Here is a 15,450-nt window from a genome sequence, read left to right as displayed (position 1 = left end):
CCCTTTTTTAAAACCCCATGATGTAATTGATATAGAAAGTATAAAGCCTCCTATAGCTCACATCAGCCCCGGCGCTACTCAAATACGCTTGATTGATGAGAGGCACTTTGATCCCAAATTCCACGCTCTTTTGGCTGATGACCCCTTGATTGTGGAATTTCTCAGCAAAACGTTTAAACTCCGCAAAGTTGGTGCGCACCCCAAAATTCAGCGCCACTTGAAAATTCGTTGAATGGATGTCATTGGCGTTCCCCCAATTGTCAATGATTTGTTGCCTTAAAGAGCTAAGCCAAGTCGCACCGCCTAATTGGACCCCAGCAAATAGCCCAAAATTCAACGCTTTAGTGTTGTAAGTCCTCCTGAACAAGTTCCATAAAAAATCCGTGCCTACCCCATAAGCAAAGATATTCGCTTTCACGCTTTGATTGGCTACGCCTATTTCACTAAAGCCGTAATCAAAGAAAAAATAATGCCTAAGGCCTAATTTTCTCGCTTTACCAAAGAAATATTTATAGCCTATGCCAACCCCTAAGCCATTGCTCATGCCGTGTTGGGTGCTTTTAGCGGCCGCATACTGGCTTAAAACGGGTTGAGAGCCGTAGTTATTGGCTTGATTTTGCGCGTTTTGAACCTGATTTCTGGCGTTAATCATCGCATCAATGAGTTTTTGTTGCACCATGAAGAAGGTTTTATCCCCTAAAAGCTGCCGTAAGGTTTGCGAGAATGACTGAATGGTGGTGGTGTTAGAAGTGATTTCTTGGAGCAAGGTCAAAATCGCGTTAGGGCTAATGTCGTTTTGCAAGGCTTGAAACCCTTGAGAAATAGCGCTCGTAATGGCTTGAAAAGCGCTTGTAAGACTAGCATTACTGCTATTATTATTATTTTGGATAAACCCGGCGGTTTTAATGAATTCGGTGAGTAAATTAATTAAATTGTTCGTATCGCTCACCCCATTCGTGGGGATTGCCCCTAAAAGGTTGATAAGCCCACCAGAGCAAGCAGCACCACTACTACCACTACTACCATTACACAAACTACTGAGACTGCTACTATTATTTTTTAAGGCTTCAAAGAATTGTTTTAAGCCGTTTTCAACGCCTTTATTATTCCCAGAGCTGGCGATAATGTTGGCTATTTTTTGGGCGTCATTATAGACTTTTTGCAAGTTGGTTTCATTAGTGGTTGCGGTGGTGGCGTTTTGTTGTTTGTTGGGTTCATAACAATTTGTTTTATTGCTCCCGCTATTGCATGTTTGATAGGCATTATTAGCATAAGTCCCTAATTTCCCATCGCTGGCGTCTGTGAGCATTTGGTAGGCTGTGTTGATTTGACTAGTCCCATTCCCACTGCTTCCCCAATTACTGCCCCCATTAACGCCCTTAAGATTTGTGATAATTTGATTGAGCAAACCATTACTAGTGAGCGTGATTTGTTGGACATTGTAGGTGATGCTCTTCCCACCATTGTTCCCGCTTTGAGTTGTCGCTTGTGTTTGATACCCTAAAGCGCTTTGCAACCCGCTGTAATAAGCCTTAGAATCGGACCATTGCTGATAACACCAGTTGCTATTACTCTCATTCGTTCCGCTCGCACATGGATTATTGTTTGTTGCTCCGCTTGTTTGCTGGGTTTGTTGGCTTTGATTAATTAAAGCGCTCATGTCTGTAGGCACTTGCTGGTTAATCGTATTGATGAGCTGGTAGAAATTCGCTCTCAATTGGATGTGTAAATCTTGGTTATTGCTAGTAGTTAAATTTTGCGATTGACTCCCATTAGGGTTACTAGTGTTATAAAGCGCGTTCGCCCAAGCTTGGATATTACTTTCTTGGTTTTGAAAAGCGCTTTGAATGCTTTGCTGGAAATTATTGACATTTTGCAACACGGTGTTTAAAGCTCCCATCACCGTGCTGTTAGGAGATTGTGTGGTTGGCCCACTATTTTGAGCTAAATTGGCCGTTTTAGCTTCTTCTTCATTGTTCACCACCACCATCGCTTTCAGTTTGGAAGCGTTGCTTTTAGCTTGAGCGGTAGTGCTAGTCCCATTAGTAGAGCTTAAAATGTTTTGCAATTGGGCGTTCCCGCTGATACTCAAACCCCCTGAAGAGCTGGTATTGCATGAGCTTGTCCCGGATGGCGATCCATTAGTGCATAAAATATTGGCGTTTTTTTGCAAATTTTCTTCTGAAGTTTTTAAAGAGTTATAAACGCTCCACACTTGAGAAACCAAGTTGAAAGAATTCACGCCGATCTGCTCTTTGCCTCCTATGGTTTGGACTTTGGAGGTAGCGACTAAAGAATTGTCAAAGCTGTTTGTAGAGCCATTTGTGGAACTTGTGGAGCTTGTCGCTGAGCATGAAATCCCGCTAGAAGCATCGTTAGAAAGGCTTCCGGTAGCGCTTGCGCAATCATAGGCGCTGATATTTTGCCCTTGAGCGTTGGTAACCGTGCCGATTTGGTAGTTATTGGAAGTGTTTTTGAGCAAGTTTTTAGGCTCAGTAAAACTGATCCAAGAAATTTGTTTTAAAGCGTTATTGTATTGTTCTATCGTGCTTTGATAGGCTTGGAAATTCAAAGCGTTGTGCAAGTTGTTTAAATTATAGGTGGTGTTGTTGATCGCATTGTTGTCTAAAGTGTTGATAGCGACGCTTTGAAGCTTTTGAGCGATGGCTTGGACTTGCTGGTTGGCTTGGTTGTTTGAAGTGGGGGCTGCGGCTAAAGGGGCTAAATTTTGGATGAATTGCTCCAAACACTGGATTTGATTGGTGCAACCATTGGGGTTATTTTGATTATTAGCGCTTAATTCCCCTTGTAAGGTGTTCATTAAAAGGGTGTTGTTGTATTGTTGTTGGTTGTTGCTGTTTGAAGAAGTGGAGCCTAAAAGGGAATTAGCTGGATAAAATACGACTTGTCCCGGTGGGTTTAACACCACATGCGTTGAGGTTGTGGTGGGGAAAACCCCCACCCCTAAAGTGTTTAAAGCGTTAACAAGAGCGCTCACATAAGTGGTGTTATCGCTAGAGGCATTCACCGCATCGGTCAGATTGGAGAGTAAGGATTGCGCGTAAGTGGTGCTAGTGGTTTTAGTGATGCTGTGTTCAATTTGTTGCAACAATTCTGCCATGGATTGCGCGGTGCTTTGGAGCTGGGCTTTGACTTCTTTGGCGTTGTTGCTAGGATTAAGGCTGTTGATAGAGCTAATGATGCTAGTGCTTAGCGCGATGCCTTCATCAAACGCGCTCTGGGTGTTGGAAAGGAGTTTGGCTGTGATCTGTGAAGAGTGGGCTTTTAAGGGATCAGAGCTTCCTTTAAACCCTATGATTTGCTGGGAAATGCTAGAGATTTGACGGCTAGAATAAAAGTCTTTTCTTTTGCCAATTTGATTTAGGATATTAGAAATGCCCTCTAATTGGTTGCCCACGGTGTTACTCACGCCATAGCCTAAAGCGTCAATGACGCCTTGAGAGCTTAAAGTGATAAGGCCGGTAGTAGGCCCTGCAATGTTAATCGCGCTTTGGGTTACGCTGTTGATGATATTTTGATTTTCTAAAAGTTGTTTGTTATTGATAAATTGTTGCGTGCCGCCGATTTGATAGCCTACAGACATATACCAGCCATTGTCTTCAGCTAAGAGAGAGCCAATTAAAAAGAATGGTATGAATTTTCTAGCTTTTTTTATCATATTTTTCCCTTATTTTGTTTAATCAAAAGCCTATGTTGTAGCCCACATAAAAACTAAAGGCTCTTCTATACTTCGCTGTAACGCCTTCTGATTGGTAATAGGTGTGATAAAGCACCGGTATTTTAAGGCCAAATTCCACCCCTTGAGAAAAACGAGACCTTCTTTGCTTGGCGATTTTGGAAAAATTAGTCCTTATGCCTAGATCAAAAAGGAGTTGGAAAGAAGTGTCCTTAGGTTTAAGATGGTTGCCATCCACTTGATCTAAAAAATTCGTTTTCCAGGTTTGCCCTGCCAGTTGGATACCGGCAAAAAAACCGATATCTATCGCTTCAGTCCCTCTTTTTCGGGTAAAAACATTATAGAGAAAGTCTGTGCCTGCTCCATAGCTAGAGAGCGTGGCTTTCACTGCAGGAGAACCGGATCCAAATTGAGCGTAACCAAAATCATAAAAGCCATAATACCTAAGCCCAAACATGCGCTTTTTGCCAAAGAATTGCTTATAGCCCATTTTCACGCCAAAGCCGTTCATGTTATTAGAATTGGAGTTATGCTCCAAAAAATTCCTAGCAAAGCCCATTTGATAGACTTGATTCACTTTAGTTTGCATTTCATCAATTACCCCACCAATCACCTCTTTAGAGCGATAAAGCCCATAAGCCATTAAGGTTTTTGCCGTGGGGGAATAGGGGTTAGCTAAGATCTTGTCAATTTGTGCGGTGGTTGGGGCGTTTGTGGCTTGCTCCAGTTGGTTTATGATCACTTTTTGTTCTTGTTGGGCTTGTTGTGGGGTTAAATTGTTTTGTGGGGTTTGACTATTAGCGCCATTCAATTGCCCCCCATAATTAGGCAAGAAATTCAAACCTTTGTTATTTAAATCCAAATAGGGAGCGACCCAATTGGTGATAAAATCCCCATACGCTACGGTGTTACTAAGCAAGCTTTCCCCATAGTTGATCGCATCTTGCATCTGGCTATAGCTTGAAGTGCCTGTCAGTTTAGCGGCTTTATTGGCGAAATTTTGCATGCCTGAAAAAATCATAGAAGCGGTGATGCCATTAGCGATGATGCTATCCGCTAAATAATAGACTGCAGAGCTAGGGTGGTAGGTGTATTGGCCATTGCCTGATCCAATTGTCGCTCCAGCGGGTAATGCTTTTAAGGGCGCTTGTGTGGTGTTAGTGCCATTTTTAGTGTAATAACCCGGGCCGCTAAAGCTTTGGTAGCCTTGTTGGGAATCGCTGCCATTAGGGGCTTTATTATAAGTGAAGCCAAATTGCTTTTCATTGGCTAAGCCCCCTAAAATCCCTGCTTGCATTAAAGCCTGGAAGATGTTTTGGGCGTTTTGAGCGATAGATTTAGCTTCGTTAGTGGCGGTGCATTGGTTTTGAGTGCTGCAAATGGTTTGATTGTTGCTTGCTGTGGCTAAGCCGTCTTGTAAAAGGTGTTGCAAGACTTCAGGGCTAAAATTCACGGAATTACCGCTATTAAAAGATTTATTCGTTAAGGTTTGGTTATACCAGAGCGTGGTTAAAGCGTTGGTAATATCATTGTTTAAAGCGTCCATGGTATTGGCTAGACCCTCAGGCAAAGCAATAACAGTGCTTTGATTGCCAAATTTGACATTAAAGACTTTGGCGTTAGAAAGATTTTCAGGGTTACGGATTAAAGTCTCGCCGATGAGTTGGGTGAGCTTGTTTAGATTATTGACTAAAGATTGCATATCAAAGGTGGCATTGACATTGCCTCTTGGGGGGTTGTTGCCTGTATCGCCATTTTGGGCGTTTTGTTGATAGCCCCCCGCATAGAGCAAACATCTTTTAGAAGGATCAGGGCAGAGCATTTGCATTAAAACTCTGGTTTGTTGGCCCATCGCTTCTAAATAATAGGCTAAAGGCACTGCCGCAGATTCTAGAGCGATAGCGTTTTGGCGGATGTAGGTGGATGCGTCTTGACTGGCGTTAAGCCCTGAGTTATCCACCCTTTGAACGGCTAGAGAAGTTTGATAACTCACCCCCATAAAAAACCCATCATCTTCTGCCGCTAAGGGATTAAGAAAAAATAAGGGGAGTAGGCTAGAATAGATAAGCCATTTTTTATTAAAAACAAAGTTTTGCAAGGGGTTATCCTTTTCTTTTTAAAAGATTTGAGCTATCCTAAATTTTATCTTATTTATCGCTTAAGTTTAATGGTTAGTCGCTTAATTGTTGATTAAAATGGGCTATTTTAAGCGCTTAAGATCCTTTCAATAATGGTTTTTGCGCCGTCTTTAGCGATTTTTTGTTGCAATTTAGTGCTGATAGTGGTGAGATTTTTATTGCCTTGATCGTCTTTTTGGTTGAGCTTTCTAATGACTTCAAAGAGTTTTTTAGGCAATAATTCATTTTGAGGCACGACATAGCACAAGTTTTCTTTTTCAAATTCTAAGACATTGTAATACTGGTGGTTATTGCTCGCAAAAGGGTAGGGGATAAAAATCGTGGGTAAGCCATTGGCGCACAATTCCCACACGCTGCTAGCACCCGCTCGGCTCACGCACAAATCCGCCCTATGCATGACTTCTATGATATTGTTGTGGAAAGCGAACAATTCTATCTTGTCCAATAGCCCTAATTCCTGGTAAAAAAAACGCACTTGTTCATAAGAATTGGGGCCGCAAATGTGCGTGATTTTAATCCCTTGTTTGGTGAGTTTGGGAGCGTTTAATAGGGCAAATTCGTTGATCGCTTTTGCCCCTTGCGAACCGCCTAAAAATAAAATATTCTTGATTTCCGTGCGAGTCCTAGCGTGATCAAAAAAAGCGTTTTGCACGGGATAGGAGGTTAAAACATGATTTCCCTTATCTTTAAAAGCGTAGCTTGAAAACACCGCCTTAGCTTTAGGGGAAAGGTAGCGGTTAAGAGAGCCTTTAATCGCATTTTGCTCATGGATATAAAGGGGTATGTGATCAAGCAAGCTTGCAAAACTCGCCGGCCCTGCACTAAACCCTCCCACGCTAATGGTGTGCGTGATCTGGTGTTTTTTTAAAATTTCTTTAGCCTTAAAAGCGGCTTTAGCTTGCAAGAATAAAGAGCCTATTTTTTTAAAAAAGCTTTTATTGACCACGCCTTGCGTGTTAAAAAAATAGCGTTCGCTAAACAGGGGGCTATTTTCAAACCATTCTTTATCTTGCCCATAGGTTGAGCCTAGATAAATGGTCTCTATGCCTTGCTTTTCTAATTCTATGGCTAAGGCTTTAGCGATAGAGAGATGCCCCCCTGTGCCTCCCCCTGTAAGAGCGAATTTCATGCTAAAAACCCTTAAGCTCGTTCTCTTTCTTTAACCACAAAGCTTTTTAAAGGATCTCTAAAGCCAAAATCCGGATAATCCATCATAGAAAGCGCGACTTGAGCACCAAAGCCATTTTTGGAATTAAACACTAAGGGGGCTAAGAAATTAACCATAGAATCTTCTAAATTTTTTTGCAACACGACCACGCAATACACCTCCACTTTGGAATGAGAATCTAATTCTAGCAGTAATTCTATGTATTTGGGTATCACAAAGCTGTATTCCCTCAAACAATAAGGATTCACTAAGACCATATCCAACGCCATGGGCGAGTTCGTTTGACTAACCAATCGGCTGAATAAGGAATCAATTTTTTCCAAACGCACTTCATTGATATGCTCAAATCCTAAAATAGGGGCTTTTAAAAAGTAATTCACTGGACTATCCTTTTTAATTTAAATGCTTTGTTGTATAATTTTAAAAAAATACGCAACAATTAAAAGCGTAAAAGCAAAAGGCGTTCCAAAAACCAACCATTTTTGAAAGAACGCTCTATTTTAGGATAATAACAATAATGAAACAAGAACCCACCACCTACCAGCCAAAAGAAATAGAAAAAAAGATTTATGAAATTTGCTCTCATAGGGGGTATTTTGAAATTGATGGCAATGAAAAAATCCAAGAAAAAAACAAGCGATTTTGCTTGATGATGCCCCCTCCTAATGTGACCGGTATCTTACACATAGGGCATGCTTTAACTTTAAGCTTGCAAGATATTTTAGCGCGTTACAAACGCATGGATGGGTATAAGACTTTGTATCAGCCAGGGCTCGATCACGCCGGCATTGCGACGCAAAATGTTGTGGAAAAGCAGCTTTTAAGTCAAGGGATTAAAAAAGAAGATTTAGGGCGTGAAGAGTTTATTCAAAAAGTGTGGGAGTGGAAAGAAAAGAGTGGGGGAGCGATTTTAGAGCAAATGAAGCGTTTAGGCGTGAGCGCGGCCTTTTCTAGGACTCGTTTCACGATGGATAAGGGCTTGCAAAGAGCGGTTAAATTAGCGTTTTTGAAATGGTATGAAAAAGGTCTCATCGTTCAAGATAATTACATGGTGAATTGGTGCACTAAAGATGGGGCGTTAAGCGATATTGAAGTGGAGTATGAAGAGCGTAAGGGGGCGTTGTATTATATTAGATATTATTTAGAAAATCAAAAAGATTATTTAGTGGTGGCCACCACACGCCCTGAAACTTTGTTTGGCGATAGCGCGCTTATGGTCAATCCTAACGATGAAAGATACAGGCATTTAGTGGGGCAACAAGCGATCTTGCCTTTAATCAATCGCACAATCCCTATTATCGCTGATGCACATGTGGAAATGGAGTTTGGCACAGGGTGTGTGAAGGTTACCCCTGGGCATGATTTTAACGATTATGAAGTGGGCAAACGCCACCATTTAGAAACGATTAAAATCTTTGATGAAAAAGGGATTTTAAACGCGCATTGCGGGGAGTTTGAAAATTTAGAACGATTAGAAGCTAGAGATAAGGTCGTAGAAAGATTAAAAGAAAACGCCCTATTGGAAAAAATAGAAGAACACACGCATCAAGTGGGGCATTGCTATCGTTGTCATAATGTGGTAGAGCCTTATGTGTCTAAGCAATGGTTTGTCAAGCCTGAAATCGCTCAAAGTTCTATTGAAAAAATCCAACAAGGTTTGGCGCGATTCTACCCTTCTAATTGGATCAATAATTATAACGCTTGGATGAGGGAATTACGCCCTTGGTGTATCAGCAGGCAATTGTTTTGGGGGCATCAAATACCGGTGTTTACTTGCGAGAATAACCACCAGTTCGTAAGCCTTGATACCCCTTTAAATTGCCCTACTTGTAAGAGCGAAAAACTAGAGCAGGATAAAGATGTGCTAGACACATGGTTTAGTTCAGGGCTATGGGCGTTCTCTACTTTGGGGTGGGGGCAAGAAAAAAGCGGTTTGTTTAATGAAAGCGATTTGAAAGATTTCTACCCTAACACCACGCTCATTACCGGGTTTGACATCCTCTTTTTTTGGGTGGCCAGAATGCTCTTTTGCAGCGAATCGCTTTTAGGCGAATTGCCCTTTAAAGATATTTATCTGCACGCCTTGGTTAGGGATGAAAAGGGTGAAAAAATGAGCAAGTCTAAAGGCAATGTGATCGATCCTTTAGAGATGATAGAAAAATACGGTGCGGATAGCCTGCGTTTCACTTTAGCCAATTTGTGCGCTACGGGCAGGGACATCAAGCTTTCTACTACGCATTTAGAAAATAGCAAGAATTTTGCCAACAAGATTTTCAATGCGGTGAGTTATTTGAAACTCAAACAAGAAGCTTTCAAAGACAGAGAATATTTGAACGAATACCAAACGCCTTTGGGGCGTTATGCGAAATCGCGCTTGAATCTTGTTACTAAAGAGATTCGTAACGCTTTGGATAATTATCGTTTTAATGACGCCACGACTTTGTTATACCGCTTTTTGTGGGGGAAATTTTGCGATTGGTTCATTGAATTTTCTAAAGTGGAAAATGAAGCGATAGATGAATTAGGGAGCGTGTTAAAAGAAGCTTTAAAACTCTTGCACCCTTTCATGCCCTTTATCAGCGAGTCTTTATACCACAAGCTCAGTAACACTCAACTAGAAAACACTCATTCTATCATGGTCATGCCTTACCCTAAAGATTTGGCACAAGATGAGCCATTAGAGCATGAATTTGAAGTGATCAAAGATTGCATCGTGTCTTTAAGGCGTTTAAAAATCATGCTAGAAACCCCACCGATTGTTTTAAAAGAAGCGAGCGTGGGATTAAGGGAAAAAATAGAAAACACAGAGCGTTTGCAAACTTACGCCCAAAAATTAGCGAGGTTGGAAAAGGTCAGCGTGATAACTTATAAGCCTTTAAAAAGCGTGAGCGATGTGGGGGAATTTTGCCAAACTCATGCGAATTTAGAAAACCTTGATTTAAGCCCGCTTGTTGCGCGTTTAAAAAAGCAGTTGGAAAAACTGGAAAAAGAAAAACTAAAACTCAATTTGCACAATGAAAATTTTGTCAAAAACGCGCCTAAAAGCGTGCTAGAAAAAGCCAAAGAGAGTTTAAAAACGCTTTTAGAAAAAGAGGGTAAGATTAAGCAAGAATTGGACTTGTTAGAACAACCATAATAAAAGGATAGAAAATGTTTCAAGCGTTAAGCGATGGGTTTAAAAACGCGCTCAATAAAATCCGCTTTCAAGATGATGAAAAAGCGTTAGATCGGGCGTTAGATGAATTGAAAAAAACGCTCTTAAAAAACGATGTGCATCATAAAGTGGCTAGAGAATTGCTCAAAAAAGTGGAAAGCCAGACTAAACTTAGCGGCATCGGTAAGCAGCAATTTTTAGACGCTTTAGAAAAGAGTTTGTTAGAAATTTTAAGCGCTAAAGGGAGCAGTGGTTTCACTTTTGCTCAAACGCCCCCCACCGTGGTTTTAATGGCCGGTTTGCAAGGGAGCGGTAAGACAACCACGACCGCCAAACTCGCTCATTATTTAAAAACCAAAAATAAAAAAGTGCTTTTATGCGCATGCGATTTGCAACGCCTAGCGGCAGTGGAGCAATTAAAGGTTTTGGGCGAACAGGTGGGCGTGGAAGTTTTTTATGAAGAAAATAAAAGCGTGAAAGAAATCGCTAGCAACGCTTTAAAACGGGCTAAAGAAGCGCAATTTGATGTCTTGCTCGTGGATAGCGCGGGGCGTTTAGCCATTGATAAAGAGCTTATGCAAGAACTAAAAGAAGTTAAAGAAGTCTTAAACCCCCATGAAGTGCTGTATGTCGCAGACGCCTTGAGCGGGCAAGATGGGGTCAAAAGCGCGAACACCTTTAATGAAGAAATAGGCGTGAGCGGGGTGGTGTTAAGCAAATTTGACAGCGATTCTAAAGGGGGTATCGCCTTAGGCATCACTTACCAATTAGGCTTACCTTTGCGTTTTATTGGGAGCGGAGAAAAAATCCCTGATTTAGACGTGTTTGTGCCTGAAAGGATTGTGGGGCGTTTGATGGGGGCTGGAGATATTATCTCGCTCGCTGAAAAAACCGCTAGCGTTTTAAACCCTAATGAAGCCAAAGATTTGAGCAAAAAACTCAAAAAAGGGCAATTCACTTTCAACGATTTTTTAAACCAGATTGAAAAAGTGAAAAAATTAGGCTCTATGAGTTCTCTGATCTCTATGATTCCAGGTTTAGGGAATATGGCAAACGCGCTAAAAGACACGGATTTAGAAAGCTCTTTAGAAGTGAAAAAAATCAAGGCTATGGTCAATTCCATGACTAAAAAAGAGCAAGAAAACCCCGAGATTTTAAACGGCAGCCGAAGAAAAAGGATCGCTTTAGGGAGCGGCTTAGAAGTGTCTGAAATCAATCGCATCATCAAACGCTTTGATCAAGCGAGCAAAATGGCGAAACGCTTAACCAATAAAAAGGGTATTAGCGATTTGATGAATCTCATGAGTCAGGCTAAAAATCAAATGCCCCCTAAAATGCGCTAACTTTTAAGCATGTTTTAGGCGCTTTTGTTGTATAATCCCAAATTTAATACGAATATTTTAGGAGATTTTTGTAATGACAGTCATTAGACTCACTCGCATTGGGAGAAAGAAAAAGCCTTTTTATAGAGTGGTGGTAACCGATTCTAGGAAAAGAAGGGATGGAGGTTGGATTGAATCCATTGGGTATTACAACCCTTTGAGCGAGCCTAAAGATATTAAGATTGATAAGGAACGCTTGAATTATTGGAAAGGCGTGGGGGCTAAAATGAGCGAGAGAGTGGAAAAACTTTCTCAAAAAGCCTAAGGTTTTGTGAGGCTAAATGTGCGAATTAGATCCTTTGAACACGCCTTTTTCTCAAGCTGAGTGTAAGGACTATTCGTATTGCGTGGCAACTTTTTTAGAAAAATATTTAAAAAAGGTTGTTTCTTTTCCGCAAGCTTTGAGCGTGGAGCACACGCTTTTAGAAGATAAAGTCAAACAAATCACTATTTATACCCACCCATCAGACATGGGGCATGTGATCGGTAAAGAGGGCAAAATGGTGAGCGCGATTAAGGCGTTTGTTTCTGGTGTGAAAGCCAAAGACGGGTTTTCTTATAAAATCGTTGTTTTTGCCAGTAAAAATAGCGATCAAAATCCCCATGTTTTAGGCGATCAAACGCCTTGAATGGTTTCTATGCTTTTAGTGGGCAGAATTGGTAAAAGCGTGGGGCTTAATGGGGGGTTGAAGCTTCATTTAGAGAGCGATTTTCCGGAGTGCTTAAAAAAAGGCGTTAAGGTGGGCGTTGCTCCCTTGAATGCTTTCTCTTTTGCTTCTTCTTTTAAAGAATATACAATCCATTCTTATGAACATGCTAAAAACCTGTTGTTTTTAGAAACGATCCAAACGCCTGAAAAGGCTAAAGAGCTGACTAATTTAGGGCTTTTTATGAGCGAAGCAGAGAGTAAAAAACTCTGTGTTTTAAAAGAGGGCGAGTTTTTTTATTGCGATTTAGTAGGGCTTAGCGTGGTGGAAGAAAACGAGATTCTAGGAAAAGTCATAGAAATCCAAAGGATTTCTCAAATAGATTATTTTCTAGTTGAAACCACGAGAAGTTTGGTTGAAAAAGGTTTGGCTAAGATTTTTTTAATCCCTTATAGGGATTTTTATATCCAAGAAATCCTTTTGCAAGACAAAAAAATAACCACCCATAACGCTAAAACGCTTTTAGAGAATAGTTGAGTGAAATTTAGCGTTTTAACCCTTTTTCCGCAACTTGTATGGCCTTATTTTGAAGATTCTATTTTAAAAAGAGCGTTAGAAAAAAATCTTTTTGAATTGGAAGTGTTAAACCTTAGAGATTTTAGCGCTAATAAATATCAAAAAGCGGATCACACGCTCATTGGTGGGGGTGCAGGGCAGATTTTAAACCCTGAGATGATAGAAAACGCGCTCCATTCTGTTAAAAACCCTAAACACACGATTTTTTTAAGTGCAGTGGGCAAGCCTTTTAAGCAAATAGACGCGATGCGTTTGGCTCAAAAAAAGCATGTCGTTTTGGTGTGCGGGCGTTATGAGGGCTTTGATGAACGCTCTATTGAACTTGACGCTGATGAGGTTTTTTGTATAGGCGATTTTATTTTAACAGGGGGCGAGCTTGGAGCGTTGTGCTTGATAGATAGTATCGCTCGCCACATTCAAGGGGTTTTGGGTAACGCTCAATCTTTAGAAAATGAGAGCTTTGAAAACCATTATTTGGAAGCCCCTAATTTCGCTAACGCTGTTTTTAAATCCAAAGAAATCAATAAAATCCCTGCACCTTTAGAATATTCTAAAGGAAATCATGCTAAAATCAAGCAACTAAAACTTGATTTGTCAAAATTAAGGACAAAATTTTACCGCCTTGATTTATTCAAACAGCACAAATCATGAAATTGACATTAAGGAAAACACATGAAAAACCGCTACATTCAGCAGTTTGAAGACACTCAATTAAAAGACAAGACCATGCCAACATTTAAAGCCGGCGATACTTTGAAGCTTGGTATCACCATTAAAGAAGGTGAAAAAACACGAACTCAGTATTTTGAAGGCGTGTGCATTGCGATTAGAGGCAACGGCGTGGATAAGACTTTTTGCGTGCGTAAAATAGGGGCTAACAATATCGGCGTGGAGAAAATTTTCCCTTTCTATAGCGAAAGTTTGGCGAGCGTTGAGGTGTTGCGTGTGGGTAGGGTGCGTCGCGCGAAGCTCTACTATTTGCGCGATAGAAGAGGTAAGGCAGCAAGGATTAAAGAAGTCCGCCATTAACTTTAAGGCTTTTTATCAATCATGCTTCAATCAATGCCGATGGGTAAAACACTCTTTAGGGGTTGAAATCCGTTTTCTAACCGCTTTTTTTAAAAATAGGGTAAGACTTTTTCAATGGATTGGATTGGCTTGAAAAAGAGTTTTTTAATCCCTTTTTAGTTTTACCACCAACTTTTTTAAAACTCTAAACTCTTTTTAGCGTTGGTGTTCGTTTTTTTCAAGGCAAAGCTTTAATCGCTTCTTTTCTAGCTTGCTGTTTGTTAAACTGAATTTTTGGCTCTGTTTTTTAATGGGGCGTTGGTTGTCAAATTTTAAAAAAGGTTAAAAAGCGTTTTTTACCATCAAAATACAAAAAGCTTGACGCAAGTTGAACGATAATTCCTTGAAAAATCGATCAGGTTAAGGGGGATTTAAAGGGTTTGAAAGAACATTAAAGCGCGAAATATCCCCTCATATTCTCAAGAAAGTTTTACTATAAAGTTTTTAAAAAATGAAAGAAATTAATTAAGGCTTTTGGTGTCTGTTTGATGAGAACAGAACCTTTATTTTATTTTAAAAAACAAGGCATGTTTAAATCCCCATGCTATACTCAACCCTTATGGCAAAATTCATATTTTGGGAGAAAGCATGGAAAAAACTGAAACCACGATTTTTGTGGATTGGGAAAATCTTCTCGCCGATTTGAAAGCAATCCAAGAAACGGATGAGCGTTTAAAAGAGCCTAATTTTAGTTTCAACAATCCCGATCAACTCTTAGCACTAATCCGTTCGTTTTTGGAGCCTGAAGAGGAATTGAAGCGGATCTATTTTTATGTATTTGAGCCTTTCACAGAAGTTGAACCTAGAATCAAGAGCAATAAAAAAGAAGAACTTGAGGAGTATAAAAAGAATAATTTTAAAGAATATGAGGAAAAAGTGAATAAATCAGGGATTATCCAATCTTTCAACCATGCGATCGCCCAACAAAATCAAGTGAAATTACGAGTCGGGCGGGTAAAGTTCAAATTCGTATATAAGTTCGAAGACAAAGAAGTCTGTAATGGTCTAGAAGCCAAGATTTTCATACCTTACTTAAAGTTGCGTCAAAAACAAGTTGATGCGCTGTTGGCGCACGATATTACCAAGCTGTATTGCACCAAACAAGGAGGGTGTATTTTGCTGTTCAGCAGGGATACCGATTTTGTGCCTGTGTTAGAAGCCGCTTGGGAGAAAGGCTTTGAAGTCTTTATCGCCAACATTCAAGAAAGCCTCAATTCTGTCCCTTCAGACTTGAAGAAGTCTTGCAATGTGAGAGAACGCAGTGTCGCTGACATTGTAGATAACTTGCCAAAAAATCAGTACACCCCCAAGAAAAAGAACTTTTCCCCCAACGAGCTTTTTAACAACCCATTTAAAGACCAACTCTTTAAGAAGAACTAACACGATCCCCCCACCAAGGGGACAAAAAAGCACCCAATTTAAAAGGGTTAGCTTAAGCGGATTTTTCTAATCCATGATTTCATTTTTTGCTCTCTATTATGGAGTGATTTTTGAAAACAGAGATAAATTAGCGCTTATAATAGTGGTTTCATGGGGAATGCGTGCGTGTTTTTGGCGGTATTTAGATTTCTCAAAACCCAATCGTTTTAAAATTTTAACTTACTCTGTCAAAAATTTTTA

12 protein-coding genes are annotated in these 15,450 nt (G+C 40.3%); 8 read left to right on the top strand and 4 right to left on the bottom strand.

Annotated features, from left to right (window positions below; translation table 11 throughout):
• Window positions 1–7: 7 nt before the first annotated feature.
• The 4 genes from hopL to fliW all read right to left on the bottom strand — a co-directional run bounded on the left by hopL (window position 8) and on the right by fliW (window position 7,383).
• Window positions 8–3,679, bottom strand: coding sequence for a Hop family outer membrane protein HopL (hopL, locus tag QU01_RS06085; protein WP_033762952.1), 3,672 nt, complete (start codon window positions 3,677–3,679; stop codon window positions 8–10).
• 22 nt (window positions 3,680–3,701) lie between these two features.
• Window positions 3,702–5,795 carry a Hop family outer membrane protein HopI gene (hopI, locus tag QU01_RS06080; RefSeq protein ID WP_033762953.1) on the bottom strand — a complete coding sequence of 698 codons (2,094 nt, stop codon included), beginning with the start codon at window positions 5,793–5,795 and terminating at the stop codon, window positions 3,702–3,704.
• Between the two features lie 107 nt (window positions 5,796–5,902).
• Window positions 5,903–6,964, bottom strand: a complete 1,062-nt coding sequence (gene murG, locus QU01_RS06075; RefSeq protein ID WP_033762955.1) for an undecaprenyldiphospho-muramoylpentapeptide beta-N-acetylglucosaminyltransferase — start codon at window positions 6,962–6,964, stop codon at window positions 5,903–5,905.
• An 11-nt stretch (window positions 6,965–6,975) separates the two neighbouring features.
• Complete coding sequence (gene fliW / locus QU01_RS06070; RefSeq protein ID WP_001105859.1) at window positions 6,976–7,383, bottom strand: flagellar assembly protein FliW; 408 nt, start codon at window positions 7,381–7,383, stop codon at window positions 6,976–6,978.
• 137 nt (window positions 7,384–7,520) lie between these two features.
• Here fliW and valS point away from each other — a divergent pair, with 137 nt between their 5' ends.
• The 8 genes from valS to QU01_RS06030 all read left to right on the top strand — a co-directional run bounded on the left by valS (window position 7,521) and on the right by QU01_RS06030 (window position 15,210).
• Window positions 7,521–10,139: a valine--tRNA ligase gene (valS, locus tag QU01_RS06065; protein ID WP_033762957.1), complete on the top strand. Its 2,619-nt coding sequence runs from the start codon at window positions 7,521–7,523 to the stop codon at window positions 10,137–10,139.
• 14 nt (window positions 10,140–10,153) lie between these two features.
• Window positions 10,154–11,500 carry a signal recognition particle protein gene (gene ffh / locus QU01_RS06060; protein WP_033762959.1) on the top strand — a complete coding sequence of 449 codons (1,347 nt, stop codon included), beginning with the start codon at window positions 10,154–10,156 and terminating at the stop codon, window positions 11,498–11,500.
• A 73-nt stretch (window positions 11,501–11,573) separates the two neighbouring features.
• Window positions 11,574–11,804 carry a 30S ribosomal protein S16 gene (gene rpsP / locus QU01_RS06055; RefSeq protein WP_000216125.1) on the top strand — a complete coding sequence of 77 codons (231 nt, stop codon included), beginning with the start codon at window positions 11,574–11,576 and terminating at the stop codon, window positions 11,802–11,804.
• A gap of 16 nt (window positions 11,805–11,820) precedes the next feature.
• The gene (locus QU01_RS06050; protein ID WP_033762961.1) at window positions 11,821–12,168 is read left to right on the top strand and encodes a KH domain-containing protein; all 348 of its coding nucleotides are present in this window, start codon (window positions 11,821–11,823) and stop codon (window positions 12,166–12,168) included.
• Entirely contained in the window at window positions 12,169–12,723 is a 555-nt protein-coding gene (gene rimM / locus QU01_RS06045; protein WP_033762963.1) for a ribosome maturation factor RimM, read from the top strand.
• Window positions 12,724–13,413, top strand: coding sequence for a tRNA (guanosine(37)-N1)-methyltransferase TrmD (gene trmD, locus QU01_RS06040; protein WP_033762965.1), 690 nt, complete (start codon window positions 12,724–12,726; stop codon window positions 13,411–13,413).
• 21 nt (window positions 13,414–13,434) lie between these two features.
• Window positions 13,435–13,791, top strand: a complete 357-nt coding sequence (gene rplS / locus QU01_RS06035; RefSeq protein ID WP_033762968.1) for a 50S ribosomal protein L19 — start codon at window positions 13,435–13,437, stop codon at window positions 13,789–13,791.
• Between the two features lie 627 nt (window positions 13,792–14,418).
• Entirely contained in the window at window positions 14,419–15,210 is a 792-nt protein-coding gene (locus QU01_RS06030) for an NYN domain-containing protein (protein WP_033762970.1), read from the top strand.
• The last annotated feature ends 240 nt before the right edge of the window (window positions 15,211–15,450 follow it).

The sequence above is a fragment of the Helicobacter pylori SA221C genome (assembly GCF_000476855.1).
Classification (GTDB): domain Bacteria; phylum Campylobacterota; class Campylobacteria; order Campylobacterales; family Helicobacteraceae; genus Helicobacter; species Helicobacter pylori_DK.
This window is presented reverse-complemented; position numbering and strand designations above follow the sequence as displayed.